Source organism: Duncaniella dubosii (assembly GCF_004803915.1).
GTDB lineage: Bacteria > Bacteroidota > Bacteroidia > Bacteroidales > Muribaculaceae > Duncaniella > Duncaniella dubosii.
In genome coordinates this window covers 1,551,440-1,578,209 of sequence record NZ_CP039396.1, presented here as the reverse complement: position 1 = coordinate 1,578,209, position 26,770 = coordinate 1,551,440, and the positions used below count along the sequence as shown (strand labels likewise).

The 26,770-nt window shown below is 48.9% G+C and carries 24 protein-coding genes and 1 riboswitch; of the genes, 9 read left to right on the top strand and 15 right to left on the bottom strand.

Annotated features, from left to right (window positions below; translation table 11 throughout):
• Nucleotide 1: 1 nt before the first annotated feature.
• From ilvB to ilvC, 4 genes are all read left to right on the top strand, one after another.
• Entirely contained in the window at nt 2-1,726 is a 1,725-nt protein-coding gene (gene ilvB, locus E7747_RS06860) for a biosynthetic-type acetolactate synthase large subunit (RefSeq protein WP_136414943.1), read from the top strand.
• A gap of 14 nt (nt 1,727-1,740) precedes the next feature.
• Nucleotides 1,741-2,289: an acetolactate synthase small subunit gene (ilvN, locus tag E7747_RS06855; protein WP_136414941.1), complete on the top strand. Its 549-nt coding sequence runs from the start codon at nt 1,741-1,743 to the stop codon at nt 2,287-2,289.
• Between the two features lie 21 nt (nt 2,290-2,310).
• Complete coding sequence (locus E7747_RS06850) at nt 2,311-3,060, top strand: acyl-[acyl-carrier-protein] thioesterase (RefSeq protein WP_136414939.1); 750 nt, start codon at nt 2,311-2,313, stop codon at nt 3,058-3,060.
• 74 nt (nt 3,061-3,134) lie between these two features.
• Nucleotides 3,135-4,178 (top strand): ketol-acid reductoisomerase, encoded by a 1,044-nt coding sequence (gene ilvC, locus E7747_RS06845; RefSeq protein WP_123613534.1) that lies wholly within the window; start codon nt 3,135-3,137, stop codon nt 4,176-4,178.
• A gap of 114 nt (nt 4,179-4,292) precedes the next feature.
• Here ilvC and E7747_RS06840 read toward each other — a convergent pair whose 3' ends face one another.
• From E7747_RS06840 to E7747_RS06825, 4 genes are all read right to left on the bottom strand, one after another.
• Entirely contained in the window at nt 4,293-4,949 is a 657-nt protein-coding gene (locus E7747_RS06840; protein WP_136414938.1) for a hypothetical protein, read from the bottom strand.
• A 133-nt stretch (nt 4,950-5,082) separates the two neighbouring features.
• Entirely contained in the window at nt 5,083-6,492 is a 1,410-nt protein-coding gene (locus tag E7747_RS06835) for an MATE family efflux transporter (protein WP_136414936.1), read from the bottom strand.
• 68 nt (nt 6,493-6,560) lie between these two features.
• Nucleotides 6,561-7,724 carry a MalY/PatB family protein gene (locus E7747_RS06830; protein ID WP_123613537.1) on the bottom strand — a complete coding sequence of 388 codons (1,164 nt, stop codon included), beginning with the start codon at nt 7,722-7,724 and terminating at the stop codon, nt 6,561-6,563.
• Between the two features lie 191 nt (nt 7,725-7,915).
• The gene (locus E7747_RS06825; RefSeq protein ID WP_370280942.1) at nt 7,916-8,776 is read right to left on the bottom strand and encodes a DUF3737 family protein; all 861 of its coding nucleotides are present in this window, start codon (nt 8,774-8,776) and stop codon (nt 7,916-7,918) included.
• A 167-nt stretch (nt 8,777-8,943) separates the two neighbouring features.
• A riboswitch (cobalamin riboswitch) is annotated at nt 8,944-9,167 on the top strand.
• Between the two features lie 26 nt (nt 9,168-9,193).
• Here E7747_RS06825 and E7747_RS06820 point away from each other — a divergent pair.
• The 4 genes from E7747_RS06820 to E7747_RS06805 all read left to right on the top strand — a co-directional run bounded on the left by E7747_RS06820 (nt 9,194) and on the right by E7747_RS06805 (nt 14,543).
• On the top strand, nt 9,194-11,209 hold the full coding sequence (locus E7747_RS06820; RefSeq protein ID WP_168185265.1) for a TonB-dependent receptor plug domain-containing protein: 2,016 nt from the start codon (nt 9,194-9,196) through the stop codon (nt 11,207-11,209).
• 56 nt (nt 11,210-11,265) lie between these two features.
• A complete protein-coding gene (locus E7747_RS06815; RefSeq protein WP_136414932.1) occupies nt 11,266-12,321 on the top strand; it encodes a YncE family protein in 1,056 nt (351 codons plus the stop codon).
• 149 nt (nt 12,322-12,470) lie between these two features.
• Complete coding sequence (locus E7747_RS06810; RefSeq protein ID WP_168185264.1) at nt 12,471-13,475, top strand: ABC transporter substrate-binding protein; 1,005 nt, start codon at nt 12,471-12,473, stop codon at nt 13,473-13,475.
• Nucleotides 13,476-13,544: 69 nt separating this feature from the next.
• Complete coding sequence (locus E7747_RS06805; protein WP_123613541.1) at nt 13,545-14,543, top strand: iron ABC transporter permease; 999 nt, start codon at nt 13,545-13,547, stop codon at nt 14,541-14,543.
• A 26-nt stretch (nt 14,544-14,569) separates the two neighbouring features.
• Here E7747_RS06805 and E7747_RS06800 read toward each other — a convergent pair whose 3' ends face one another.
• From E7747_RS06800 to E7747_RS06790, 3 genes are all read right to left on the bottom strand, one after another.
• Nucleotides 14,570-15,838, bottom strand: coding sequence for a porin family protein (locus E7747_RS06800; RefSeq protein WP_168185263.1), 1,269 nt, complete (start codon nt 15,836-15,838; stop codon nt 14,570-14,572).
• Nucleotides 15,835-16,407: an RNA polymerase sigma factor gene (locus E7747_RS06795; protein ID WP_228449278.1), complete on the bottom strand. Its 573-nt coding sequence runs from the start codon at nt 16,405-16,407 to the stop codon at nt 15,835-15,837. The genes E7747_RS06800 and E7747_RS06795 overlap by 4 nt, the downstream gene beginning before the upstream one ends.
• Before the next feature lie 76 nt (nt 16,408-16,483).
• On the bottom strand, nt 16,484-17,224 hold the full coding sequence (locus E7747_RS06790; protein ID WP_136414927.1) for a NigD1/NigD2 family lipoprotein: 741 nt from the start codon (nt 17,222-17,224) through the stop codon (nt 16,484-16,486).
• Nucleotides 17,225-17,400: 176 nt separating this feature from the next.
• Between E7747_RS06790 and gluQRS the strand changes: the two genes are divergently transcribed.
• Nucleotides 17,401-18,381: a tRNA glutamyl-Q(34) synthetase GluQRS gene (gene gluQRS / locus E7747_RS06785; protein WP_136414925.1), complete on the top strand. Its 981-nt coding sequence runs from the start codon at nt 17,401-17,403 to the stop codon at nt 18,379-18,381.
• Here the strand turns inward: gluQRS and E7747_RS06780 are convergent.
• The 8 genes from E7747_RS06780 to E7747_RS06745 all read right to left on the bottom strand — a co-directional run bounded on the left by E7747_RS06780 (nt 18,371) and on the right by E7747_RS06745 (nt 26,608).
• Nucleotides 18,371-19,093 carry an AlkZ-related protein gene (locus tag E7747_RS06780; protein WP_136414923.1) on the bottom strand — a complete coding sequence of 241 codons (723 nt, stop codon included), beginning with the start codon at nt 19,091-19,093 and terminating at the stop codon, nt 18,371-18,373. The two genes, gluQRS and E7747_RS06780, sit on opposite strands and share 11 nt — an antisense overlap.
• A gap of 37 nt (nt 19,094-19,130) precedes the next feature.
• On the bottom strand, nt 19,131-20,006 hold the full coding sequence (locus E7747_RS06775; protein WP_123613547.1) for a nucleoside phosphorylase: 876 nt from the start codon (nt 20,004-20,006) through the stop codon (nt 19,131-19,133).
• A gap of 85 nt (nt 20,007-20,091) precedes the next feature.
• A complete protein-coding gene (dprA, locus tag E7747_RS06770) occupies nt 20,092-21,201 on the bottom strand; it encodes a DNA-processing protein DprA (RefSeq protein ID WP_136414921.1) in 1,110 nt (369 codons plus the stop codon).
• On the bottom strand, nt 21,198-21,590 hold the full coding sequence (locus E7747_RS06765) for an acyl-CoA thioesterase (protein WP_123613549.1): 393 nt from the start codon (nt 21,588-21,590) through the stop codon (nt 21,198-21,200). Before E7747_RS06765 ends, dprA begins: the two co-directional genes overlap by 4 nt.
• 105 nt (nt 21,591-21,695) lie before the next feature.
• Nucleotides 21,696-23,366, bottom strand: a complete 1,671-nt coding sequence (locus tag E7747_RS06760) for an AMP-binding protein (RefSeq protein WP_136414919.1) — start codon at nt 23,364-23,366, stop codon at nt 21,696-21,698.
• Between the two features lie 182 nt (nt 23,367-23,548).
• Nucleotides 23,549-25,177, bottom strand: coding sequence for a tetratricopeptide repeat protein (locus E7747_RS06755; RefSeq protein WP_136414917.1), 1,629 nt, complete (start codon nt 25,175-25,177; stop codon nt 23,549-23,551).
• A 182-nt stretch (nt 25,178-25,359) separates the two neighbouring features.
• Complete coding sequence (locus tag E7747_RS06750; RefSeq protein WP_136414915.1) at nt 25,360-26,337, bottom strand: PstS family phosphate ABC transporter substrate-binding protein; 978 nt, start codon at nt 26,335-26,337, stop codon at nt 25,360-25,362.
• Nucleotides 26,338-26,356: 19 nt separating this feature from the next.
• Complete coding sequence (locus E7747_RS06745; protein WP_136414913.1) at nt 26,357-26,608, bottom strand: hypothetical protein; 252 nt, start codon at nt 26,606-26,608, stop codon at nt 26,357-26,359.
• Between the last annotated feature and the right edge of the window lie 162 nt (nt 26,609-26,770).

Sequence of the window (26,770 nt, the reverse complement as noted above, 5' to 3'; positions counted from 1 at the left end):
TATGAGTGAACGAATCAAAGGTTCTGAAGCATTATGCCGCGCCCTGCTGGCTGAAGGTGTCGACACCATCTTCGGCTATCCGGGAGGCCAGATAATGCCTTTTTACGACAAGCTTTATGATTTTTCAGACAAGCTTCACCACATACTGACACGCCACGAACAGGGAGCGGTCCATGCGGCACAGGGCTATGCCCGCGTATCAGGCAAAGTAGGCGTGGTCTCAGTGACCTCGGGCCCGGCTGCCACAAATATCATCACCGGTGTGGCCGATGCAAATATCGACTGTACACCGTTGGTGGTCATTACCGGACAGGTGGCCACAAACTCACTGGGGACAGATGCTTTTCAGGAAACCGACGTGATAGGCATCACTCTACCTGTCACCAAATGGACCTACCAGATACGTACCCCGGAGGAAATTCCTTGGGCTGTCGCACGCGCATTCTACATTGCCTCGACCGGCCGTCCGGGAGCTGTCGTGCTCGACGTGACACGCGACGCGCAGGTGGGCACAATGGAATGGAATTACGAAAAAATCACATATATCCGCAGCTATAACCCGGATCCCGAACTCCAGCCCGGCAACATGCTCAGCGCAGCCTCACTGCTCAACCGCGCAGAGCGTCCTATGATCATCGCCGGTCACGGAGTCATGCTCTCAAACGCCGAAGCCGATATCATCGCACTTGCCGAAAAGGCCGATATCCCGGTAGTGTCGACTCTGCTCGGACTTTCATCTGTTCCTTCCGACCATCCACTTTACAAAGGAATGGTAGGAATGCACGGAAACATCGGCCCTAACGTCAATACCAACAAAGCCGATGTCATCCTTGCTGTCGGACTCCGTTTCGACGACCGTGTTACCGGTGTTATCAAAGGATATGCCCCGGATGCCAAAATCATCCACGTCGACATCGACTGCGCTGAATTCAATAAGAATGTAAAGGCCCACACCACCATCCACGCCGACGCAAAGAAGGCTCTAAAAGCACTACTTCCGCTCGTAAACAAGAGCCGTCATACCGACTGGCTTGCGTCGTTCGACAGACCTGAAGAAGTCGAACGCGAAGAGGTTATGAAGCGTGAGCTTGACCCGTCGGATATCGGACCTGACGGAGCGATGCGCATGGGAGAAGTGGTCCGTAAAATCTCGGAAGCATCCGGCAATTGCGGCATTCTCGTGACTGATGTCGGCCAGAACCAGATGATGGCTGCCCGCTACTTCAAATACACGCTTCCCAAAAGCGTGTTGACCTCAGGCGGCCTCGGGACAATGGGATTCTGCCTTCCGGCAGCAATCGGCGCGAAAATCGCAGCCCCGGAGCGAGAGGTATTCGCATTCATGGGCGACGGCGGTTTCCAGATGACCATGCAGGAACTCGGCACTATGCTTGCCTACAATATCGGGGTCAAGGTAATAATCCTCAACAATGATTTCCTTGGAAACGTAAGGCAGTGGCAGGCGATGTTCTACAACAACCGTTTCTCTGCCACGCCTATGGTCAACCCTGATTTTGTCACCATAGCCGAAGCCTACGGCTTCCATGCCGAACGGGTGGCATGCCGCGCCGAACTCGACGCAGCAATCGCCCGCATGATGAGCCACGAAGGCACTTATCTGCTTGATGTCAACATCGACCCTGAGGACATGGTTTTCCCAATGGTAGTCCCCGGCGCGGCAGTCGATGACATCTTAATAAATCCAACAACCAAATATCAAGGCTAATCTGTTAAGAATACATGGAAAAGAAACTGTTCACCATATCGGTATTCACCGAAAATCAGGTCGGCCTTCTCAACCGCATCTCCATAATTTTCACTCGGCGCGGCCTTAATCTGGAGAGCGTATCGTCAAGCGCAAGCTCAATGCCCGGCATCCACAAAATGAACTTCACATGTACCTCAGACCGCGAGACAATGGAGAAGGTCATCAAGCAGATTGAACGTTGCATCGACGTGCTGCGCGCCTATCTCTACACTGACGATGAAATCATATATCAGGAGGTGGCTCTCTACAAAGTCCCGACCCAGAAGCTGCTCGACGAAAAGGATTTCGAAAGAATCATCCGTGTACACAACGTGCGCATTCTGGAACTGACACGCGAATATACCATACTCGAAAAGACAGGTCATGAAAGCGAGACTCAGGCTCTCTATGAATTGCTGAACAAATACGGCATACTCCAGTTTATACGCTCAGGACGAATCTGCATCACCAAATCGCCGACCGAACATTTCACCCACTACCTGCATGAACAGGAATCACGCAGGGAGCAGACCGACAAATAACCGTCAGACCGCATAAGTCAGATGAATCCAAAACTCTATTCATACGAATTCTATCTCACGGCATCCGAGGTAAACGCCCAGCGCGAAATGCCACTCTCACGTCTTGTCACGACACTGATTGACACAGCCACAGGGCACGCCAATATCATCGGCATCGGATTCGACCGCATGATCCGCGAGGGAATATCTTGGGTGCTCAGCCGACTGACCATCGACATTGACGCTCCTGTCACTGTCAACCGGACATATCGTATGGAGACATGGATTGAAAGTGTCAGCCGGCTGTTTTCAGAACGCGGATTTGAAATGACAGATGCAGAGACCGGCCACACGGTGATGCGCGCCCATTCTACATGGATGGCAGTCAATATGACCACACGCCGTCCCGGCGACCTTACTCCGATATTCGAAGGACTCGATGTCATCAGTGACCGCAGATATGCCGGAGATAAGGGAGGAAAGCTTCTCCCTTCCCACACTCCGGAGAGAGAAAGCACCTATCGCTTCGCAGTTTCCGACATTGATGTCAACCGCCATGTCACCACGCGCCGCTATATCGACCTGATTGTCGACATGTGGCCGCTCGATTACTACGACACAATGCGACCGTCGCGTTTTGAACTTGCATTCAAACACGAAGCCCGCTATGATGAAGAGGCTGTGGTAATCGCCGCATCTCATGAAGGAAGTCCTGAAGTGAACGATGTCGAAATCCGCGTCAACTCCACTTCCTGTTGCCTTGCCCGCCTACGGTTCACGGCCAGAGACTGATTTACACACTCCATCTTCTCACCGACTCTCTCACCTCTGAACTTTAAAACAAAAAACTTTAAACTTAAAATATTATGGCAAAATTAAATTTCGGCGGTGTTGAAGAAACCGTCATCACCCGCGAAGAATTCCCCCTCGAAAAAGCACGTGAAGTCCTCAAGGACGAAACCATCGCAGTCATCGGCTATGGTGTCCAAGGCCCCGGTCAGGGACTCGATCTCCGCGACAACGGTTTCAACGTAATCGTAGGCCAGCGCGAAGGCAAGACTTACGAGAAAGCTGTAGCCGACGGCTGGGTTCCCGGCGAGACTCTTTTCTCTATCGAAGAAGCCTGCAAGCGCGGCACTATCATCATGTGTCTTCTCAGCGATGCAGCTGTAATCTCTCAGTGGCCCACAATCAAAGAACATCTCACCCCCGGCAAGGCTCTCTATTTCAGCCACGGCTTCGCTATCAACTGGAGCGACCGCACAGGCGTTGTCCCCCCTGCCGACGTTGACGTGATAATGGTTGCCCCCAAGGGTTCAGGCACTATGCTCCGCATTCTTTTCAAGGAAGGCAAGGGCACAAACTCAAGTTTTGCCGTTTATCAGGATGCTACCGGTCGTGCGCTCGAACGCACACTTGCCCTCGGTATCGGTATCGGTTCAGGCTATCTCTTCGAGACGACTTTCCAGCGCGAAGCAGTCAGCGACCTCACCGGCGAACGCGGTTCGCTCATGGGTGCGATCCAAGGTCTTCTCCTCGCACAGTATGAAGTGCTCCGTGAAAACGGTCACACACCCTCGGAAGCATTCAACGAAACTGTCGAAGAACTCACACAGTCACTCATGCCCCTCTTTGCAGCGAAAGGCATGGACTGGATGTATGCAAACTGCTCTACCACCGCACAGCGTGGCGCACTTGACTGGATGGGCCCGTTCCACGATGCAATCAAGCCTGTGGTATACGACCTCTATGAGAGCGTGAAAACAGGTCGTGAGGCTCAGCGTTCAATCGACTCCAACACCCAGCCTGACTACCGTGAGAAACTTGAGGAAGAACTCAAGGCTCTCCGCGAGAGCGAAATGTGGCGTGCAGGTGCGACAGTACGCACACTCCGTCCCGAAAACGCTTAATCGCTCCTATTCCCTCCCCTAAATAGGGAATAGATAAGCAAAAAAATAACAGATTTATATCTCCGGCGCGAATGCTGAAATATAAATCTGTTATTTTTTTATATCTTTAGCGTATCAATAGCGGATAGTATACCCCAGAGACAGATTTGGAAGAAGAATCACACCGTCAATAGGCGAACAATCCCATGCGCCGATGAATGCCGTCAGACCTATACGCATGAAGAAACCGGTGGAACGCTGATAACGGTATCCCATATTGATCAGTCCAAGTATATTGGGTCGTGTAACCTGACGGAAAGAGCTCTCGGGAGAAGAAATTACTTCACCTGTCTCCTCATCCCATATCCATTCGCCCGAGACCTTCCACTCATTACGCTTCAGAAGTGAAGGGACAATACCCACACCAACCTCAAACTTACTTTTACCGCTTCCTAAAATCGCATTGACCTCAAGAGGGATACATATACCTTTAAATTCCATGTCCCTCCAATAATTATAATCATCGTCATAAGACAATGAGCCGGACGTAAAAGAGAGTCCGACACGATAGCCGAATACCGAACCGGGACGGAAACGTGAATCAAAACCCAGACCGACACCAAACGACGGTCCAAAAAACTCGGCAAAGATATTACGGCTCATTGCCTGTTGCAACTCGCCGGTGGAAACGCTGTCAACATTTGTTTTAATAGTCAACTGAGATTCATTTTCTGCTCCGAAGGCGGTAAAACCGGCAATCAGAAGCATCAGAGAGAGTAAAATACGACCCATGATGTCAAGCACTTGATTTAAAATGTGATTAATAAATGGTTTCGCCGACAAATTTAGGGCTTTAATCTATTATTTGCGGATAATAACAGTTAAATATCATTAACAAATGATATTATACGAAACCGTTGTCTGTTTAAGCCGGTTTCAACCCCTTTTTCAGCCATGCGCCAGATATAAGCCTCCATAAGAATATCGCCCCGCGAAAACACAGCTCAACACACATCGCAAGCCATACTCCGGCAAGTCCCATAGCCGGTGCAAGCAACGCGGCAATCGGCAGACGTACAAGCCAGATGCTTCCGAAGTTCATTGAAGCCGGAATGATAGTGTCGCCTACACCTATCATCACTCCGTAACTCACGATTGCAGCAGCAAACATCGGTTCGGCAAATGCCTCAATACGCAGTGCCTCCACACCGAGCGACTGAATCTCTCCGACAGGAGTCATAAGTTCCATCACCCAAGGAGCACAGACATACATGACCACCCCCATAAGCGTCATTGTCACCATACCGAGACCGACAGTGATGTAACCGAACCGCCGGGCAACGTCAAGGCGTTTCGCCCCATAGCTCTGCCCGACGAGCGTGGTCGCCGCATCACCTATGCCGTAGCCCGGCATATAACAGATGCTTTCAGCTGTCACAGCAAACGCATTAGCGGCGATAGCCATCACTCCGAGGGGAGCGACGATAACCGTTACGGCAATCTGCGCTCCACATATCACCGCATGTTCGAGAGTCATCGGTGCTGACACTTTGAGCGCTCTTGCAAGCACCTGACGCGTGGGTCGGAACGAGCCGGGATGCCCTACAAGACATATTGACTTTTCTCTCGAACACAGATACCACATCATCAGTCCGGCAGTCACAATCTCGGCCGAGACCGTGCCAAGAGCCGCCCCGAGAACACCGAGTCCCGCTCCGGGAATATGTATCGCATGCCCCATGAAATCCACCTCCCGCGATGGAAATATCAGGAAAAAATTAAAGATGATATCAAGGACACACATCATAACGTTCAGACCTCCCGGAACTTTCATGTTTCCTACACACCTCAACATCGCACCGCCGAGATAGTTCATGGTCAGCAGCGGAAGTGCGAGTACGAACACAAGGAAGTAGAGCGATGCCTTAGGGCATACTACGTCCGTTCCTCCAAGCCAATGAGGCAACGGCCATGCTATAGCCGCCCCGACTATGACGACGGCAAGACTGAACAAAAGACAGGCCACTATCGACTGGCGCAGAACGCGCCGGGCACCATCATGGTCGGAAGCGCCTATACGGTGGGCTACCTGCACGGAGAAACCGACAGTCACGGCCGAACATATTCCCCAGAAAAGCCATAGGCTTGTAGAGACCAGTCCGACAGCCGCCGAATCGTCTGCACCAAGCCTGCCGACCATTGCAGCATCAATATATTGCATCATTATGCTTGAAAGCTGCGCCATCATGGCCGGCCATGACAGCTGTACGGTCAGTTTCAACTGCTGACGGAAATCGAGAGGAGCGCCGGAACGGATGAGTGATATATCGGCCATCAAAAAAATGAAAATTATAAGACAATGATGGTGTCCGAAGCACACAGCCCGGACACCATAGCTGATTTTTAAGCCTTCCCGAGAAGATCGCAGATGCGTTCGAGACCTTCCTCAAGGGTGTTGCGCGGACAGGCAATGTTGAATCTCACATAGCCGTCAACACCATACATCACGCCCGAATTGAGCCATACGCGGGCTTCGTCGAGGACTCGTTTGACAAGCTCGTCAGAACCGACACCGAGAGGCAAGATGTCCACCCACGGAAGATAGGTCGCTTCAAGCTTCGCGACAGGACACTGCGGAAGTCTGCGCCCGAGATATTCACGGAAGAAAAGATAATTTTCATGGAGATAGACCTTCAAAGCCTCCAGCCATTCCTCGCCTTCCGAAGAATATGCAGCACGGAGAGCCACGACTCCGAAGGGATTGACATCGCAGACTTCGTTATCGTTGACAGCTTGTTCTATGCGCGACCGCTTCACGGAATCAGGAGCGATAATATTGGCAATCTGCAAACCTGCGATATTAAACGATTTCGACGGAGAGACACACACTGTCGCCTTGCGGTCGACTGTCCCGTAAGGAACATAGCGATAACCCGGCATGGTGAGTTCGTTGTGTATCTCGTCACTTATGACAGTCACTCCGTGGCGCTGACAGATGTCACGTACAGCCTCAAGCTCCTCGTGCGTCCATGCACGGCCGGCCGGATTATGGGGATTGCACAGCAGCATCAGGACATTGGCCGGATCAGACGCAAGACGTTCAAGCCCGTCAAGATCCATGACATAGGTGAATTCATTGTCCGACAAATCCTTGCGCAGCAACGGATTCTCGACCACACGGCAGCCGTTGTTACGGATAGATGAGAAGAAACAATTATACACAGGAGTCTGGACAATCACACCCGACCCGGCCGGAGCAAGAGCCTTGACTATGGCAGAGAGAGCAGGAACTACTCCGGGAATATAAATCACGTCACTGCGGTCGAACGTGTAGAGGTGGCGCGAACTGAACCAGTCGATGAGCGCATCATAGTAGTTCTCGTCAACATACGTATAGCCGAACACACCGTGATCCACACGACGCCTGAGAGCTTCGAGTATACAAGGAGCAGCCTGAAAGTCCATATCGGCCACCCACAAGGGTATCACATCGTGACGTGAATCCCACTTCAATGACCCTGAGCCCCTGCGGAGCACAATCTTGTCAAAATTAAAATCCTTAGCCATAAGTAACTCTTTAAAATTAGCAGTTGGTATTTTTAGAGAAAGTAACCCTGAAAGAAGCATCCATACTTCTTGTAGCTATATCCGGGAAAATCAGGTTGGCGACATATCGACTATCGTCCCTTGATTTTCCCTTGTGATAAAACGCACTTCAAATATAGTTAATTTTCAAGAGTTACCGAGCTTTTTGTTATTTATATTTCCGTGACAATCTCACAGTCGCCCGGAGCAAGCAGATTTTCATCAAGGATAGTCTCACCGATCGCAAGCGCCTTGATTGAACCGCTACGGGGATTTTTGACACTGACAACATTGGAATTAATCACGGCGTGAAGCGACGAGTCCTCGAAAGCAAGGTCGGCATCGTCGCCCATACGGCAGTCTTCCATTACGAGATTCTCACAGTAACAGAGCGGCTGCGTCCCTGAAATCCGACAGCGCACAAGTTTCAGATTCCGGGAATGCCAGCCGAGATATTCGCCGGTCAGCTCTGAATCGTAGACCGTAACATTTTCCGTATTCCAAAAGGCATCCTTCGAATCAATCACTGCATTGCGTATCACCACATCCTTACAATACTGAAACGAATAGTTTCCCTGCTGACGATAATTGTCAATATCAATGTCCGACGAGTGCATGAACAGGTAGTCGGCATTCGCAACCTCAACATTGCGCAGCTTCACGCCACGACAATGCCACAACGTCTCCTGCGCGTCAGGGATACGGACATTTGAAAGCGACAGATTGTCCATTTCACGAAACATTTTTGGAGCTTCGACAAGAGTGTCTGTCATGACAAGATTACGCGAATACCACAGAGCCGCACGCGCACCGGGAGTGAAAAGGCAGTCCTTCACCTCAAAACCGTCCACATGCCAGAACGGATATTTGCCTTCAAAAGTACAGCGGACGGCGACAATATCGCCACAGTATTTCAGCGCCGACTCACCGGCATGAAACGTAACGCTCTCAAGTCGCAGACAATGGGATGCAAACAACGGGCGTTCACCTCCGAATTCTTTATCTCTTAATTCTTTAATATTACTTTTTTCCATATTCCGAAGTTAACTGATGTTGTGCCGCTTTTCCTTTAAAAGTATACTTAAAAATTCTTATTCAACAGCCTCTTAATTTCAATAGCACAAAATTACTCAATTTCAATGACAAAAAAATACAATCTAATAAAATCCGAATTTTTGGTTTGCGATTCTGAATTTTTGTGTAATTTTGCACTCTCATTGGTTCGGATACATGCACGACATTCTGCATCATTCCGATTAAAAGGGAACACGGGTGAGAATCCCGGACAGTCCCGCTGCGGTAATTTCCAATTAACAAAGGGCTCAGATCCATGCCACTGTGGCCGGATAACGGTAATGGGAAGGCATTCTGAATAAAAACAAGCCCGGAATAAGTCCGAAGACCTGCCAATGTCATTATTAATGATGTTTTTCTTTCGAGGACGAGAAGACATGTTCACAAATAGCTTCGTTATTCGCTACATACGCTCTTTATCTTGCGTGGCAGTGCCGGCTCTGACCCTTGTCCCGCAGATTTGTCGTGCCCAGACACCCTCTACAATAGAGCTGGACACAGTGGAAGTCGTCCAGTCCCATATCACAAAGTCCATCAAAAGCACCGCTCCTGCATTCAAGCTCAGTGAAAAAGAGTTCAACCGGCTGGGAGTCACAGATATTTCCGATGCCATACATCGCCTGCCCGGGGTCAATCTTCGTGACTACGGTGGACTCGGTGGTCTGAAAACGGTTTCGGTGCGCGGTCTTGGCTCACAGCACACTGCGGTCGTCTACGACGGTATAGTCCTGAGCGACTGCCAGAGCGGAGAGGTAGATGTGGCGCGCTATTCGCTCGATAATGTCGAATCACTCTCGATGGTTATCGGCGACAACGACGATATATTCATGCCCGCCCGCGTCGCGGCATCGGCAGCATCGTTCAGCATTTCAAGTTTCCGACAGCCTGATCCCACAAAACCGCTTGACCTCACGACACAGGTTAAATACGGATCATTCGGCTACATAAACCCATACCTCCGCGTCGGCAAAGCATTTTCAGAGAAGTTTTCAATGAACCTCATCGGTGACTACACTTATGCTGAAAACGACTATCCATTCCGTCTCAAAAACGGACAGCATACAGTCACCGAGCGCCGCAATAATTCTCGAATGAACAGCGGCCACGGTGAACTGAACGCAATCTGGAATCCCGACAGCCGATCGAATCTCAGTGCGAAACTCTACTATTACGACAACGACCGCCAGATACCGGGACCGGCCATCTATTACAGCAACGAGAACCACGAGACTCTGCGCGACCGCAACTTTTTCGGACAGCTCCAATACCGCAACGCTTTCACCTCACAGTGGTCGCTGCAACTCCACGGAAAGTTCAACTGGGCATCGTCTCTTTATCACGACGAGAACGGAAAATATCCCGGTGGAGAACTGAACCAGAACTATTGGCAGCGAGAGGCATACACAAGTGCATGTCTCCTATTTCTCCCGACCGACAGATGGGCTCTCGACTATTCGGCCGACTATTTCTTCAACAATTTCACCAGCAACCTTCCGAACGAGACCTTTCCGCGCCGCCATTCGGTCCTACAGATTCTGACCGCGCGCTACCGCAGCCGTCTGCTGACAGCCTCGGCACGACTGCTCGGCTCAATCTATACCAATAGCGCGAAACTCGGCGATGGCGCTCGTGATTACAGCCGTCTCTCGCCATCGGCAAGCGTTTCGGTTCAGCCATTCTCCGATGAAATGTTCTTTGTCCGTCTCTCCTACAAGAACATATTCCGTATGCCGACCTTCAACGAAACCTATTTCTATCACTACGGCAACCCGGACGTAAGACCCGAGACGGCCAATCAGTTTAATGTCGGCCTTACCTACCGCCTTCCGTCACTGTCATGGCTTCCTAACCTTGAAATCACAGCCGACGCATACATCAACCAAGTCAAGGATAAGATCGTCGCCATCCCCTACAACATGTTTGTCTGGACGGTGGTCAATCTTGACAAAGCACGAATGATAGGTGTCGACCTGACCGAATCGGCGACATTCAATGTCGGCCGGCAGCAACAGATACTCCTCACCGGCAATTACAGCTATCAACGGGCTGAACCCCGCACACGCTCACAAGTTACTGAATACAAGAAACAGATTGCCTACATCCCACGCCATTCCGGCAACGTGACTGTCAGCTATGAAAATCCGTGGGTCAACCTGTCGGTACACACAACCGCCGTCAGCGGACGCTACGCAACCAACAACAACAATCCCGACACTCGTCTCGGAGGTTATGCCGATGTAGGGCTTACAGCTTACCGCGTCTTCGGGTTAAAGGGTCATGACATCGAACTGCGCGGTGACCTGATGAATCTCCTCAACCGCCAGTATGTGGTCGTGGCGCGCTATCCCATGCCCGGACGTTCTTGGCGTATAACGGTGAAATTTACATTGTAAAAAGGATATCCAACACTATAACTAAACCCGTAATCACTTTTATTCCAACCACAATTATGAATCTTGGAAAATATTTTGCTCTTGCACTTTGTGCACTGTCATTCACAGCATGTAGCAATGACGACGATAACGACGTGCTCCCCGATGACGTCCCCGGTTTCTATGCCGGAAAGACAGTCCTCGTACTCAACAACGGCAATATGTCGGGCAATATCCCCGGAAGCCTCTCTTCAATTGACATGGCAACCGGAACAGTGACCAACAATGTGTTCCGCGAGGCCAACGGACGTGTACTCGGCGACACTCCTCAAGGCGCAATCATCCACGGCAGCAAGCTCTATGTAGCAGTCACCCAGTCAAACATCATAGAGGTCATCAATCCCATCACGATGAAATCTATAAAGACAATCCAGCCTACCGGTGAAGGAAGCTCTCCCCGCAGCCTCACTGCAAAAGACGGTTATGTCTATGTCACGATGTTCGACGGCTATGTTTCACGAATCGACACCCTCTCACTCGCTATCGACAAGACTCTTAAACTCGGTCCATGCCCTGAAGAGCTTGGAATTGTCGGCAATAATCTTTATGTAGCCGTTTCTGACGGTTATAACACCTCCAACAATTGTGTCGACGGATATGTATCAAAAATCAATATCCCGACATTCACTGAGGAAGCTAAAATCAACGCCGGTATCAACACCAACAAACTCGTCACCAACGGACACGATGTGTTTGTCATCTGCACAGGCAATTACTCTGATGTCAACCCGACACTCAAGCGTATCAAATCAGACGACAGCGTAGAGACTCTCTTCGAAGCTTCGTTAATGGCAATCAACGGAAACACCCTCTACACCATCAACGATCCCTACGTGACCCCGACATATTGGTCATACGACATCGTGACCGGGACTAAAACCCAGCTGGACCTTGAGAAACTCATAACTCCGTCAGCAATCGGTGTCAATCCCTTCACAAACAACCTCTTCGTTGCAAGCTACTCTGTTCCCTACGGCTACAGAGAACCGTGTATCGTCAACGAATACACAGCCACAGGCAACTTTGTCGACCAGTATAACGTAGGTGTCGGAGCCGGATGCTTCGTATTCTGAAAATAAATCAAATGAGACATTCTATTTTTCTGTCTTTAATAGCAACTCTGCTGTTGCCCCTGCTGCCATCGTGCAAAGGGGGCAATGGCTCTGTTTTTTCAGAGTCTGCCAACAAATCCGTTGAATTGAGCTATGCGCACAATCTAAAATTGGATGAGTTCGACGGCTTTATCCGCGCTACCGTGCGCAATCCGTGGGATACGACGAAAACCCTGCATACCTATCTGCTTATACCAGATAGCGTTGACCGGCCTTCGGATTTACCGGAAGGCACTGTGATCCGCGTACCTCTGAAAAACGCTCTTGTCTACTCCACCGTCCATCAGTCACTCATTGGCGAACTCGGCGCACGCGAAGCCATCGGCGGAATATGCGACGCTCAATATATCCACAATCCTGAACTCCTTCAGCTGATAGCCGACGGCAAAGTTGCCGACTGCGGAAACAGCTATACTCCAAACATGGAGCGCATCATACAGCTGAATCCGGATGCCATTCTCCTCTCGCCATATGAGAATTCAGGTAACTATGGCAAACTCGGCCAGATGGGAATCCCACTGGTGGAATGTGCGGACTATATGGAAGGGTCGCCTCTCGGACGCACGGAATGGATGAAATTCTACGGCATACTTTTCGGCACAGAAGCACACGCCAACGGTATGTTCGATAATATCGAAAAAGAATACAAGCGTCTGACCGCGCTCACTGATACCGTCAGCTATCGTCCGAAAGTGATGATAGACCGCCTCTATGGAAACAGCTGGTATGTGCCTTCAGCCAATTCAACAATGGGAAGATTCATAAAGGATGCCGGAGGAAGCAATCCTTTTGACGGCGCAGGAGATGCCGGAAGCATCGGAATGTCGGGTGAGCAGGTGCTCCACGAAGCCGGCAACGCCGATATATGGATTCTACGCTACGGACAGGCGACAGACAAAACCTTACACGAATTGGCTTCCGACAGCCCGATATACGGACAATTCAAACCGCTGAAGGATGGCAAGGTCTACGGCTGCAATACTCAAAAAATAAATTACTACGAACAGACTCCGTTTCATCCACACTGGGTGCTGAAGGATTTCATAAGCATAATCCATCCTGAGATCTCAGACCCCGAATATAGAAACAGGTATTTCACACCATTGAAACCTTAGAACAGCACACATCGCACCTATATCTCAATTAAAAGCACCTGACAGCCCCACCTTCTACGTCAATCCGCAATGAAATTTATCATAACAGCCATCATTGTCTTCATCCTGTTTGTCATGAATCTCTACATAGGTTCGGTCAATCTGTCGGTCAGCGAAGTATCAGGCATACTTATGGGCCAAAGTGACGGAGGGACAGCGGAATTTATAGTGCTCGGCAGCCGTCTGCCGATGGCCGTCACAGCACTGCTTGCCGGTGCGGGGCTTGCGGTCTCCGGTCTGCTGCTCCAGACCGCGTTCCGCAATCCGCTGGCAGGCCCTTCGATTCTCGGCATAAGTTCGGGCGCAAGTCTTGGCGTGGCATTGGTGATGCTCCTGCTCGGAGGGACAATTTCGGCCGGCACTGTCACTATCGGCGGATATGCAGCCGTGGTCACAGGCGCTTTTTTCGGTAGCCTGCTGATAATGGCAATACTGCTATCGCTATCGACTTTGCTTAAAAACGACCTGATGCTCCTTATAACCGGCATCATGATCGGCTATCTTGTCTCGTCGGCTATCATGCTTCTGAACTATGTATCGACAGCCGAAGGCGTACAAAGCTATGTCATGTGGGGTATGAGCACATTCAACGGAGTATCCCTCTCGCAGCTCCCGCTATTTGGTGGTATCACATGCGCCGGACTTGTCCTTGCTTTGCTGTTGGTAAAACCTCTTAATCTTCTTCTTCTCGGTGACGGCTATGCGCGCAATCTCGGTGTCAACCTCAGTAGAGTGCGCAATCTGCTGCTGCTTGCCACCGGTCTGCTGACAGCCGCCATTACAGCATTCTGTGGTCCTGTATCATTTATCGGACTGGCCGTTCCCCATATCGCCCGGCTTATCTTCCGAACAGACGACCACCGCACACTAATGCCGGCGACCATCCTTATGGGCGGCGGTGTCACACTTTGCTGCAACCTTCTCTGTGTACTTCCTGTCAATTCAATTCTCCCTGTAAATGCCGTGACTCCTATAATCGGTGCCCCGGTCGTAATCTGGATTTTACTGCGCGGACGCAAAAGAGCATGACAATATTAATGCTATAACTATTAACTCTATAGCTCAAAACGCACACCCAGATTCAAATTAAAATTAACAGGCTTTTCCTTATATATTGTCTTAATCTCAGAACCGTCGTCAAAATAATAAGCGATACCGGGTTCAGCATACACTCCCATGAATTTTGTAAGGCGGAACTGCACACCTGCCGACGCATTTACAGACCACTGCAAAGGCTTGACTTTAATATCGTCAGTCTCGCTTGATTTCATCACATTTTCAATCACATAATTCTTGGTCTGCGATGCTGACACGCATTTTTCGACCATTCCTCCCGCCGAGGCATAGAGGTCGATAAATTTCCATGTGAACAAACGGTATTTCAGACTGACAGGAATCCCCACATAATGCAGCGACTGGTTTCCTAAGAAATAATGCTTTTCACTCCCCTCCCTCATGTCAGAATCAAGTTTCGTGTATGTCAGACCGCTCTCGATACCGAGCCTGTCATTGAAATCGTATCGCAACGAAAGTCCGAAACGCACAGGCTGCCGATGTTTGATCGATGTTTTAAGTTCGCTGCCACGGTTAAACAGGATTATGCCAAGCATCGGATCATCAGCCCACATGTATTGGTCTATCCCAAGACCCGGATCTGAAACGGGTTGTGGCGAAGAGGTACGGCCAATCGAAGCGGCGTTACCGCCGGAAGCATACAGTCCGAATGTCAGATGTGAAGATTTCTTAGCGACAGCAGAGCTGTTGTAGAAATCTCTTGGCTGCTCTCTTTTTACTGGTCTGTCGCATTTTGGAGACCTGTCGCGATTACTCTCAACCACAAGAGATTCACACTCGTCTTTTTTCTCAGCAACCGTTTCATCCGTGTCAATTGTTTCCTCAGCCTTATCATCGACATCAGAAACCTCGATATCTCTTTCATGAGACCGGCCGACAACCTCAGCCCCTGCAATAATCTTATCCGGGATTTTTTTCATCCGCTCAATCGATTGAAGTCTGCCAGACTCCCCTGTCAGTGGTTCAGAATCGGCATAGCATGTTTCTACCGTGGCAAAAGAGACCTCAGAACCGTTAAAAATAAGCCGAATTCCTACAAATCCCAATAGTAAAGCCAAAACAGCGGCTAAAGCATACAAGCGACGTCCGAATGCAACTATCACAGGCTTTTTATTGGTCACACCCATAGCACTCTTGAAGTCAGCGTCAGTCTTGCAACGCTCTTCAATAGCCTCCCAAAGACCGGCCGGTTCTTCTACTTCGAAACCGTTAAGTCGCTCCTGTATTTTTTTCTGCCAAAGGTCTTTCATAGCTCTTTTCCGATTATTTGACATTCTTTCTGATAACTCCTTATTTTTTCCGCCAAGATGGCTTTGGCTCTGTGTAACTGTGAAGCCGATGTGCTTTCCTTGATTCCGAGCAGCCCGGAGATTTCTTTATGATTCCGTCCCTCAACAACATACAGGTTGAATATCATTCTATAACCGTCGGGAAGCTGACGGATGAATCCATATATGACATCGGTAGGGACAATATCTATTTCAGGTTCTTCATCAGGCATATCGGCATGTTCGTCGGTCATCGTCGTGAAATCAATCCGACTGTTTTTACGGATAAACTTGAGAGATTCGTTTACAACCACTCTTATCATCCATGCCTGCAGCGAACCCTCTCCACGAAAACGGAAATCCCCTATAGATGTAAAAATTTTAATAAAACTCTCCTGAAGCACATCTTTCACATCCTCTTCTTCAATAAGATAACGGGAGCATACGGCTGTGAGAACTTTGATATACCGAGAATATACCATTCTCAAAGCCGCAGGCTCGCCGACGTTGACGAGACGTAGTAATTCCTGTTCGCTGTCAACTGTTTTCAATCGCTATTATCTGAAGTTTCTCATGTATCCTTAACGTGGTAAGAAGATTATTTAGTGTAATAGAATGATGTTCATTCTATTTCAACAAGCTTGCGGCCACGAGATTCTTTGGCGCGTCACCATGAGTCTCGTTACGCATGGTCAGGTCGAATTCAAGAGATTTTTTCCCGCTGAACGAATTCCAGTGGAGCTTAATTTTTACAGGGCCACGGTCAGAATGTGGCAGATTGTTAAGGTTAAATGCGATAAGGGCGTCGCCATACTGACCGTTGATGTCACCCTGTGCGTCGTGACGAAGTTCGAGTTCGTAAGGATTATAAGGATCCATACCCGAAAGAAGATTTATATAGTGAGGCTTGCCGCTGCCGTCCCATAAAGTACGGATTCTCAGAGTCAGATAACCGTCCTCGGCAACCGTCACCCAGTCTCTTACGATTTCTATCGGATCAGAACCATAAGTCAGACCATCTTCATCAACATGTATGATGACAGGTTCTTTTGTCCGTATGCTGTCAATCCAGTTAATATATACACCTTTGCCTCCGTTATAGGATGAATCCTCGGTGTAGTTAACCAAAGCCCTCACCTCTTTGTCTCCGAAGGGAGAAGAAGTCATGTTGGTTGCGACAAGCGAGGTCTCATCATCAAGTACCATGCTGAATTTTCCATCCGCCGCAGGGCATACGGTCACAACTGCCGTCGGACGATAGAGCGCGCTGTTGTCATCGTCATCAAGACACGACTGAAAAGAGACAGACATTGCCGTAAGCGCCACAATCGGCAAAAACCGAACGGCCTTTTTCACAAACTGATTCATTGTTTCTATTGATTATTCTTTGGTTGATTTTTATGTGGTGAATATTCTGCACAGATGTCATTCTATCTCTATAAATCCACTTTTTCAGAAATCTTGCACGTAGAAGACGTTTTTTCGTAAATATTTTTCTATTATTCCTTACCTTTGCCATAGAAAATCAAGAATCACAGCCGGTAATGGACGTTTCAACCAATAAAGAAAATCATGCAGCGCCGGTGGGACGCTTCGCTCCGTCACCGACAGGGCGCATGCACCTCGGCAATATATTCACCGCAGTATTATCATGGCTATCAATTCGCTCAAGAGGCGGAAAATGGATACTACGTATAGAAGACCTTGATCCTCAACGTTCGAAATATGAATATGCCCGTCAACTCGAAGATGACCTGCAATGGCTTGGTCTGACTTGGGATGAAGGAGGCATTGATGATATAGGGCCACACGGTCCATACCGGCAAAGCCTCAGAGGCGACATCTACAATCAATATCTCACTCGCCTTAAATCGACAGGTCTTACATATCCATGCTTCTGCACACGCGCCGACATTATGGCAACGCAAGCACCACATCAGTCTGACGGCCGTGTCATTTATAAAGGGACATGCCGTCCGGAGGAATTTCCATCATGCGAACCATTACAAGAACCAGCACGACGACATGCGACCAGACTTTTTGTCCCGAACGAAGAAATAGAGTTCAACGATGGGGTTTTCGGAAAACAGCACAGCAATCTCGCTACAGACTGCGGAGATTTCATACTGCAACGAGCCGACGGTGCATGGGCCTATCAACTCGCAGTAGTTGTCGACGATGGCTTGATGGGTGTGACAGAGGTGGTCAGAGGATCTGACCTGCTCCTATCGACCGCCCAACAACTTTATCTGTATAATCTACTTGAATTCAAAGTTCCGGCCTACGTACATCTTCCGTTAATATGCAACACTGAAATGAGACGCCTGTCGAAACGCGACCAGAGTCTGAGCATGGAAGCTCTGCGCCTATGCTATTCCCCGGATGAAATAATCGGCCATATCGCAGCTCTTGCCAATCTTATACCGTCATATTCACCTTGCTCGCTAAAAGAATTGATAAAATTGTTCAGCTGGGATAAAATACCCAAAACAATGTCAATCGTGCATGGCGACATCAGTCAATGAGCTTGCGGAGACTCAGATCGGTTACCGCAGGAAACACTGATCTCAGATGAGTCATAATCCTATCGTATGATTCTTCCGGTGTCCGGCCTTCACAGACCGAAAGGAAATCATCACCGTAGAGCGCCTCGGGAGTCGTATAGCGGGCTATCCCCCATCCGTATAATTCGCCTGAACGTGAAATTGAATATTCGAAATCGGCAATCACAATCCGCGTAGACATCTGGAGACGGGTAAGAGCCGGCTCGAGACTACCCCTGCGATTGCGTTTGACAGCAGGAACAGGTTCGATTGCATCAATCAGGTCAAACGTCTTACGTCGACGGCTGACAGTCAGGACACAGAGGTCTTTCAACTCCTTTGACAATAGAGATTCATGAGCACGGACCGCTTCAAGAATCATTTTCTCAGTGACTCCAGAGGGAAAATCCGACACCACAGAGTCAACCGGCCGAAAAGCCCGACGGTAGTTGGCAAAGTCGGGTAGCCACTCAAGACTGACATACCCGGCTTTGCCATTGAACAATTTACCGTAGGCGCAATTCATGTTGCGAATCACCGGCCCTTTCCACTCCCAAGGCCCTTCCTCGTCAGAAAACCACAGCCTCGGATCAACCATTTCCTGAATGGAAAAGCCTTTGACTGAATTGTGGAAAAAAGGCAGAAAGCCGATTTCAATCACTTTTGCCTCAAGATCGTCGGAAGAACGGAGCATTTTTTAGATTGTGGATTGGAATATAAGTGATAAGGGATTATATACGCTCAAGAACTGTGGCGACAAGATCCTTGACCGCATTTTTATAATTGGGATTGGCATTGTTGTTCATGCGGTTTGCAATAATGGAGCAAACTGTCATTGCCCTATGTCCCATCAGACGGCCAAGTCCCTGAAGCGGAGCAGACTCCATCTCGTAGTTTGTGACCTTACGTCCGTTAAAACGGAATTCCTCTATCCGGCGGTTAAGATCAGGATTGGCAAGCGGCAAACGCAACTCACGACCCTGAGGGCCGTAGAATCCAACTGCTGAAATGGTATTGCCACGCACCATATCGTCACCTCCGATCTGATTGACAAGTTCTTCGTCGGCATTCACCACATAAGGCTTAGCCCAAAGAGGATTCCATCCGACAGCATCGCAGAAAGCGTGTTCAAAATCGAGATCAGCCACAAGGTCTCTGCCGGCATAGTAGTTGAGCACACCATCAAAACCGATAGCTTTCTCAGCGATGACCGGCGTACCGATTGTGAGTTCAGGCTGAAGCGCCCCGGATGTGCCTATGCGGACAAGCGTCAGGCGACGTTTGTCCGTTTTGACCTCACGTGTCTTGAAATCGACATTGGCAAGGGCATCAAGCTCGTTGATGACAATGTCTATATTGTCAGGGCCTATACCATGTGAAAGACACATTATAGGCTTTCCGTTATAAGTTCCGCCTATTGTGTGGAACTCACGCGACGACACCTCAAAATCAGTAGTGTCGAAGAAGGAAGCCACCATGTTGACACGCGCCGGATCACCGACAAGAATAACCCGGTCGGTCAATTGTTCGGGACGGAGATGAAGATGAAATACCGATCCGTCAGGATTGATTATAAGTTCAGACGGAGCTATAATTTTATTTTCCATGATAGGTTAACTGTTATGATGATTATAATACTGTATATAAGTAAGAAACGCTGAAGCAATTCTTAATGTTTATGCAAAATCACACTTAACGCAGACGGTAGCGTCCGCCGGGAATGCTGATAATCAGTGCGCGAAATTCCATGTCGATAAGCATTGACATCAAGCGGGCGACAGGAAGATCTATACGGCTGCTCAAATCAGCGAGAGTCGCTTCACCACGCGCGGTAAGCACTGCCATGACGGCTTCCTCCTCAGGAGACATTTCGGGGAAAAGGCTTGGCATTGCATCATCGGCCTCGGCTACAGGCCACCTCATCTGACTACAGAAATCGTAGGCTGATGTGACGAGTGCAGCCATGTGGTTTGCAATCAGACCATTGCAGCCGGCAGAATATCTATCTGAAATACGTCCCGGAAGCGCGAACACATCCCGGTTATATCCAGAGGCAAGGCGAGCTGTGACAAGCGCACCACCCTTGCTCGCAGACTCAACCACCACAAGGGCATCCGAGAGACCGGCCACAATGCGGTTACGGGCAAGAAAATTACCCTTGTGGACAGGAGTTGAAGAGCGGTAATCAGTAAGCAGCATTCCATGATTCCTGACCATCTCAACCGCTACCGACCGATGCTGAGATGGATAAAGCGTGTTGAGTCCATGAGCAAGGACTCCCACAGTCGGAAGCCCGCATTTAAGAGCAGCCTTGTGGGCGCATATATCTATCCCATAGGCAAGCCCGCTGACAATCACCGGCTTTTCGGGAAGAAGCGTTGCAAGTTCATTTATAAAACGCTCGACAAAATCCACTCCGTAGGCAGTGGCATGCCGCGTCCCGACGACAGATATGAACCGTGAATGATTAAGATCACAATCACCGAGCCCGTAAAGCATAAGTGGAGCATCGTCACACTCCAAAAGCCGCCCGGGATATTGCCCGGATTGGAAATATATGGACGAAATCGAATTTGCGTTTATAAATTCGACCTCATCGCGAGCCTTCTCCAATGCTTCGCCACGAACAGAAGACGTGAACAGCCGGTTGGAAAATCCCATTACTGCCGAAAGCTGAGATTCGGTAAACGCAAAGAAATTTTCCTCCGACCCCACTCGGTCGAGAATAGTCCCGGCAAGAGACGGAGTCAGCGACCGCAATGACGAGAAGGCGACACGATATGTCAGAGCGTTATCTGTCATAGATAATCGCGAAATGCTTCGGCGAGGATTTCGCCACGTGACAGACGGCCGTTTTCAAGACATACTATAGTCACAAGCGCATGAACCACGTGTGCTCCGTTTCCGGCATTGTAGATGTCCTGAACGAAAATAAACCGGGCACCTTCGCGCCTCATGGAAAGACGCGAGATCATGGTCTCCCCGAGAGTAAGCGAGGAGAGATATTCAATCTCTATTTTACGCACTACCGGATCAAGACCCTTTTCCTGCATTTCGCGGAAAGATGTTCCTGCATGTTCGCAGAAATCGTGTCGGGTGATTTCAAGGTAGTGCAGATAATTGGCGTTGTTGACTATTCCCTGAGAGTCTACCTCATAGTCGCGAACTTTTATTTGTAATTCATATTCCATTGCTACTGTGTTGTATCGGTTAATAGAAACGTGAAGGAAAAACACATCACATAAGCCAATCGGAGCTATGTGACACACTTTTCCACCGATAACGACCTTGGCCGTCTAAGCGTTATAGAGATAGCGTTTGATCGAACGCTTTGGAGTCTTTTCAAATTCGTTTGCGATAAGCTGTATGCGGTCAATCCGCTCATAGGGGGCTACAAGCCTGTTGAGATCCGAGCGTACCTGTTCCATAAGCCCAGGCAGCTTTTCGTTTTGTATCTTGTCGCGGTCCATAGCCTCATAGTCGGGATAGACCAATGCAATAAGATGCTTACCACGCTCGACGACAAGACTTTCGCAGACATACGGCATGTTATTGAGTTTAGCCTCAATCTCTTCGGGATATATATTCTGACCGTTCGCGCCGAGAATCATAGTCTTGTAGCGTCCTCGTATAAAGATTGTCCTGTCATCCGAAAGTGTACCCATATCCCCGGTATGAAGCCAGCCCTCAGCATCTATGACCGCTTCAGTCGCTTCGGGATTCTTAAAATATCCACGCATGACGTTCTCACCTCTCACACAGATCTCGCCCGGGATTCGTTCGGGGTCTGCACTGTCGGCAATCCTGCATTCCATTGACGGAAGCGTGCGGCCGGAAGACGACGGTATGAACTGCCGCCACGGAGTGTAGCTGATAAGAGGGCCGCACTCGGTCATGCCATATCCGACTGTAAACGGAAACTTAATGCGGTGGAGGAATTCCTCTACTTCGCGGTTAAGCGGAGCGCCACCGACAATCACTTCCGCAAACTCTCCGCCGAAAGCCTCGACAAGCTGGTTGCGGATTTTACGGAAAACAAGAGTCTTCAACCCCGGAAGCTTAAGAGCATTGCGCACAGCCGGCTTTTCGATGACAGGACGTAGCTTGTTGCGATAAATCTTTTCCAATATCAGCGGGACACAGATGACAAGGCTCGGTCTCACTTCAGCAAATGCCTTAAGAAGCAATTTCGGAGTTGGAAGTTTGCCAAGAATAGTGACATGAGTGCCAACCGCCAAGGGGACAAGCATATCGAAAGCGCAACCATAGGCATGAGCCAGAGGCAGGAACGAGAGGGCTCGCGATCCACGGAAGTGCAACCGCGAACGCACACCGAACCTGACATTACCGCCAAGATTTCCAAGAGTAAGCATCACACCCTTTGAGAAACCAGTTGTCCCCGACGTGTAGTTTATCTCGGCCAGCTCGCTCTCGTCGATATCCGGATAATCGATGTCGGCTGTGGTGAACCCGTGGGGATATTTCCGACGCATCTTCTCAGGAAGACGTGCAAGAAATTTTTCAACGGCACGGTTTGTGACAGGGTGTTCGGCAAGCACCTCCCGGCGGTCAAGCGACATCACTGCTTTCACCTGAGGAATCTTATCAAACTCCATGTTGTCAAAGATACTTTCGTTTATGAAAAGTATCACACTGTCGGAATGATTGATTATATGCTGTGCGTCCTGAACATTAAAATCATGAAGCACCGGCACGACCACCGCTCCATAAGTCAATGTTGCCATATAGACAACCACCCACGAAAAGGAATTACGCCCCATCAGAGCAATCTTGTCTCCACGCTTCACGCCACATTCCTTAAACAGCATGTGAATGGCCGCTATACGGCGCGACATATCGGCATAAGTCATGGTCTGACCACTGCCAAATTCGGTAAGCGCCGGAAGATCCCAGTTTTGCCGGAAACTCGATGCGTAGATCTGCAAAAGGTTATCTTTACTATTCATGGGTGACTCTCATAAATGTTTGTTACTTTATAACGTCGGCTTTCAGACAAGGGTTTAAGACACGCCCTATAAAAAATCCACGGCCTTGCATCATTGAATATAAAAAGCACCTCGCGCGCGCCCCTCCGAATGGGGGACGGGCGCGAGGCCTTGATAAATTATACAGATAGCGTCTGACTGAATCAGAGCTTCTTCATGACTTCCTTGACGGGTGCGTTTTCAGGATCCATTTCGAGCACTTTCTGGAAGTATTCACGAGCCTGCGCGTTGTCGCCCTGCTGCATGTAGTAAGAGCCCATACGGGTATATGCCATCTTGTAGGCATCGGCATATTTTTCCTTGTTTGCAGGATCTTCGTCATAAGCGGCAATCATTGCCTTATATGTATCGATAAGTTCGGGAGTGGTGTTTTCTGCTCCGTCGCGAATCATAAGAAGAGTAGCCTTGTTACGGTAAAGCGGCCCCTTGTTGGCTGCACCCTCGATGGCAAGGTCAATATTCTTGATACCGTTGTTGGCAGCTTCCGCACGTTCGGGAGAACCTTCGGGAAGAGAAAGGCCGAGATTTTTATAACGGTTTGAAAGGATGAAGTAGTCATTGAGAGTGGCGTCACCTGCATCAACAAACTTCTGCATGTATTCCACAGCCTTCTGGTCATTTTCAAGATCGTTATACATCGACGAGATTTCGGCAAGCATCTGCTTGTTTTTCTCCGGATTCATTTCATAAGCCTTCACGTAAGCCTCGATTGCTTCCTGCGGACGGCCAAGCTCTCCGAGGATATCGCCATAAGTAGAGTAGTCGGTAGCTGTAAACTTGGCATTGGCATGAGAGAAAAGCTTCTGAGCAGCTTCCTCAGCTCCGGCGAAGTCCTTAAGAGCGGCCTTGTTGAGCATCACCATACGCTGCATGTACTCATTATTGGGGTCGGCTGCAAGCACCTGATTGGCAACGTCGAGTGACTCCTGATATTTCTTGCCGAAGTAAAGGAGACCTGAGTAGCGCTGTTCGTCACCCTGAAAGTGGTTAGGGTTCTTTATATACTTACCATACTGCTCGGCAGCTTTGGTGAACTGGTTGCCGTCATAATACTTTTCAGCAAGCTCACTCTGTGCGAGAGCCGAAGTCGGAAGTTTCTCGTTAAGCTCAACAAGCTTGCCGATAGCGAAGTCAGGATTAACCTTGTTGTAAAGGTTGGCATACTTCACGTAAGCTTCGGGATTCACATTTCCGGCCTGCTCATCATAGACCATTGCCTGTTCGTAGAAACCGGCAGCCTGACCTATGTCAGAAGCCTTGGCCATATCGCCCTGAAGCACATAGACCTGAGCTTCCTTGTTTTTAGACACCTTCATGGCGTTTGCGATATTCTTCTCAATCTCCTTGGCATATAGAGTGGGATCCACATTGAAATATGCGCGTGCGATAGCTGCCATCACAGAGGCATCTTTCTTGTTACCCTCAAGAGCCTGCTTGAAGTAATTTTCAGCATCCTTCTTGTTTCCGTTTTTAAGGGCAATCTGTCCGAGACCTACATAATTATAGCCATATGCGGGGTCAGCCTGCACACCCTTGTTGAAATTTTCAGATGCTGCTGCGACGTTATTATTGTCAAGTTCAAGCGAGCCGAGATAGAAATAGGACACAGCCTTCTTGGTCGAAGGGTCGTTGAGTGTCTTTTCAAGGATAGTCTTTGCCTTGTCAAAACGTTCAGCATTGTAGTAATCTACGCCATCCTGATAGCCACCCTGTGCGAAAGCGGTCATCACCATGCCTCCGAGCACGAAGGAAAAGATAGTACGGAATTTCATGTCTATGGTTTATTATATTCTTGTTTTATTATTATTTTTTATGAGTTATTGCCTTGTCAACCGCATCTTGAAGCTACGGCACAACAAATAAGGCCCGACAAGAGCCTACTATTATAATCTAACGCAAAATACGACATTTTATTTCCAATATGCAAGAATATGCAGGGAATTTTTTATCGCATTCATTCAACCGACACCATGCGCGGACGCAATGTGGCCGGTAAAATTCCTGTCATCTGAATCAGTTTCTGCCCCTGAAAACCGGTGACAAAACTGTAGAAACGGTGTGTAGTCGTCCCGCCGGGGGCGGTCGAAATCATATAAACGGAGCGGAACAGCGGGTAGCTTCCATCGAAGATATACGCTTGATAAGGCTTGTAGGCTTGAACCACGTCATTACCACGGATCTTAAGCACTTTTACATCGTGATTGAAATCAAGCATGGTGGTATCGCTCTTCTCGACAGCCTTGGCAAGCTCCTCGACAGAATGCTCTCGCCCTTTCATGTCGCTCGAAACCCAGCTGACACCAATGACACCCATAGCGTTTTTGTTTTCAGCTACAGCCTTGAACACTTCAGGATTTGTCTTCACAGCCGAGACATTCGGGCCGAAAGGCCGTCCGTCCATTATAGAGTCTCGCATATATTTTACGGTCGACGATCCCTGATGATCGAATATCACAGAGATTTCACCAAGCTTGCATGGCTCGACCTGATCCCAGCGGGTGACATCACCCGACAAAATCTCAGCAATATCCTTTCGTGACAGTATCTCGACAGGATTCTGCGGATTTACAATAATGGCAAGAGCATCTACAGCAATGCGCTGTTGATGGACAAGTTTTTTATGGCTGCGAAGATAGCTCACCTCCTTTTCAGTAAGCGGACGTGTCACTACCGCCGCCTTTACACTGCCCATAGCCATGATGGAATCAATACAGGCATTTTCCGGCAGATAATAAGCCACGACATCTTCTTTGGGATAAATGTACTCATAGACATTTATCTCCTGTTCCATGATATTTTCAAACGATTCGTCACATGCAACCTTGGCCAATGGCAATGGCTGCATCGACGACGACTTTTTGCCACATCCGCTAAGAAGGGCAAGAAGTGCGAACGCTGCGACAGCGGCTATGCTTTTCAATGCTGTTGTCATTATAATAATGTATTATCCGTTATTCAATCATATCCCGGTCGTTGCCATAGCCGGGTTCGATACCCTTAAACTGTCTGTAGGCACGCCATAGACCATAAGCTGTAAACAGACCGCCGGCAACCCAACGCATCCAGCCCCAGCTGGGAAAGAGTATATCAAAAAAGCCACAGAAGAATAGGATACCTACTCCTACATAAATGATAATCATTATGATGCCGAAGATATTGCGCATTGCGGCCGGCGTTCCGGAAGAATTTCGTTGAGCACTCATAGCTGTATAGTTTAAAACGTTAAATTTTTAATTCATGCGTAGCTACTCAAAACTTACGCTTATAAATTTAACAATTGGTCATGACTAAAGTTCGCACCATCTGACAATTAAACACGATTGCCAGCGCTATTGCAAACAAGCGGTGTAAAATTAATGAAAATA

Excerpts from the sequence above, each read along its gene's own strand:
- ilvB (WP_136414943.1), top strand. The coding sequence starts at position 2 with ATGAGTGAACGAATCAAAGGTTCTGAAGCATTATGCCGCGCCCTGCTG.
- ilvN (WP_136414941.1), top strand. The coding sequence starts at position 1,741 with ATGGAAAAGAAACTGTTCACCATATCGGTATTCACCGAAAATCAGGTC.
- E7747_RS06850 (WP_136414939.1), top strand. The coding sequence starts at position 2,311 with ATGAATCCAAAACTCTATTCATACGAATTCTATCTCACGGCATCCGAG.
- ilvC (WP_123613534.1), top strand. The coding sequence starts at position 3,135 with ATGGCAAAATTAAATTTCGGCGGTGTTGAAGAAACCGTCATCACCCGC.
- E7747_RS06840 (WP_136414938.1), bottom strand. The coding sequence starts at position 4,949 with ATGGGTCGTATTTTACTCTCTCTGATGCTTCTGATTGCCGGTTTTACC.
- E7747_RS06835 (WP_136414936.1), bottom strand. The coding sequence starts at position 6,492 with ATGGCCGATATATCACTCATCCGTTCCGGCGCTCCTCTCGATTTCCGT.
- E7747_RS06830 (WP_123613537.1), bottom strand. The coding sequence starts at position 7,724 with ATGGCTAAGGATTTTAATTTTGACAAGATTGTGCTCCGCAGGGGCTCA.
- E7747_RS06825 (WP_370280942.1), bottom strand. The coding sequence starts at position 8,776 with ATGGAAAAAAGTAATATTAAAGAATTAAGAGATAAAGAATTCGGAGGT.
- E7747_RS06820 (WP_168185265.1), top strand. The coding sequence starts at position 9,194 with ATGTTCACAAATAGCTTCGTTATTCGCTACATACGCTCTTTATCTTGC.
- E7747_RS06815 (WP_136414932.1), top strand. The coding sequence starts at position 11,266 with ATGAATCTTGGAAAATATTTTGCTCTTGCACTTTGTGCACTGTCATTC.
- E7747_RS06805 (WP_123613541.1), top strand. The coding sequence starts at position 13,545 with ATGAAATTTATCATAACAGCCATCATTGTCTTCATCCTGTTTGTCATG.
- E7747_RS06800 (WP_168185263.1), bottom strand. The coding sequence starts at position 15,838 with ATGAAAGACCTTTGGCAGAAAAAAATACAGGAGCGACTTAACGGTTTC.
- E7747_RS06790 (WP_136414927.1), bottom strand. The coding sequence starts at position 17,224 with ATGAATCAGTTTGTGAAAAAGGCCGTTCGGTTTTTGCCGATTGTGGCG.
- gluQRS (WP_136414925.1), top strand. The coding sequence starts at position 17,401 with ATGGACGTTTCAACCAATAAAGAAAATCATGCAGCGCCGGTGGGACGC.
- E7747_RS06780 (WP_136414923.1), bottom strand. The coding sequence starts at position 19,093 with ATGCTCCGTTCTTCCGACGATCTTGAGGCAAAAGTGATTGAAATCGGC.
- E7747_RS06775 (WP_123613547.1), bottom strand. The coding sequence starts at position 20,006 with ATGGAAAATAAAATTATAGCTCCGTCTGAACTTATAATCAATCCTGAC.
- dprA (WP_136414921.1), bottom strand. The coding sequence starts at position 21,201 with ATGACAGATAACGCTCTGACATATCGTGTCGCCTTCTCGTCATTGCGG.
- E7747_RS06765 (WP_123613549.1), bottom strand. The coding sequence starts at position 21,590 with ATGGAATATGAATTACAAATAAAAGTTCGCGACTATGAGGTAGACTCT.
- E7747_RS06760 (WP_136414919.1), bottom strand. The coding sequence starts at position 23,366 with ATGAATAGTAAAGATAACCTTTTGCAGATCTACGCATCGAGTTTCCGG.
- E7747_RS06755 (WP_136414917.1), bottom strand. The coding sequence starts at position 25,177 with ATGAAATTCCGTACTATCTTTTCCTTCGTGCTCGGAGGCATGGTGATG.
- E7747_RS06750 (WP_136414915.1), bottom strand. The coding sequence starts at position 26,337 with ATGACAACAGCATTGAAAAGCATAGCCGCTGTCGCAGCGTTCGCACTT.
- E7747_RS06745 (WP_136414913.1), bottom strand. The coding sequence starts at position 26,608 with ATGAGTGCTCAACGAAATTCTTCCGGAACGCCGGCCGCAATGCGCAAT.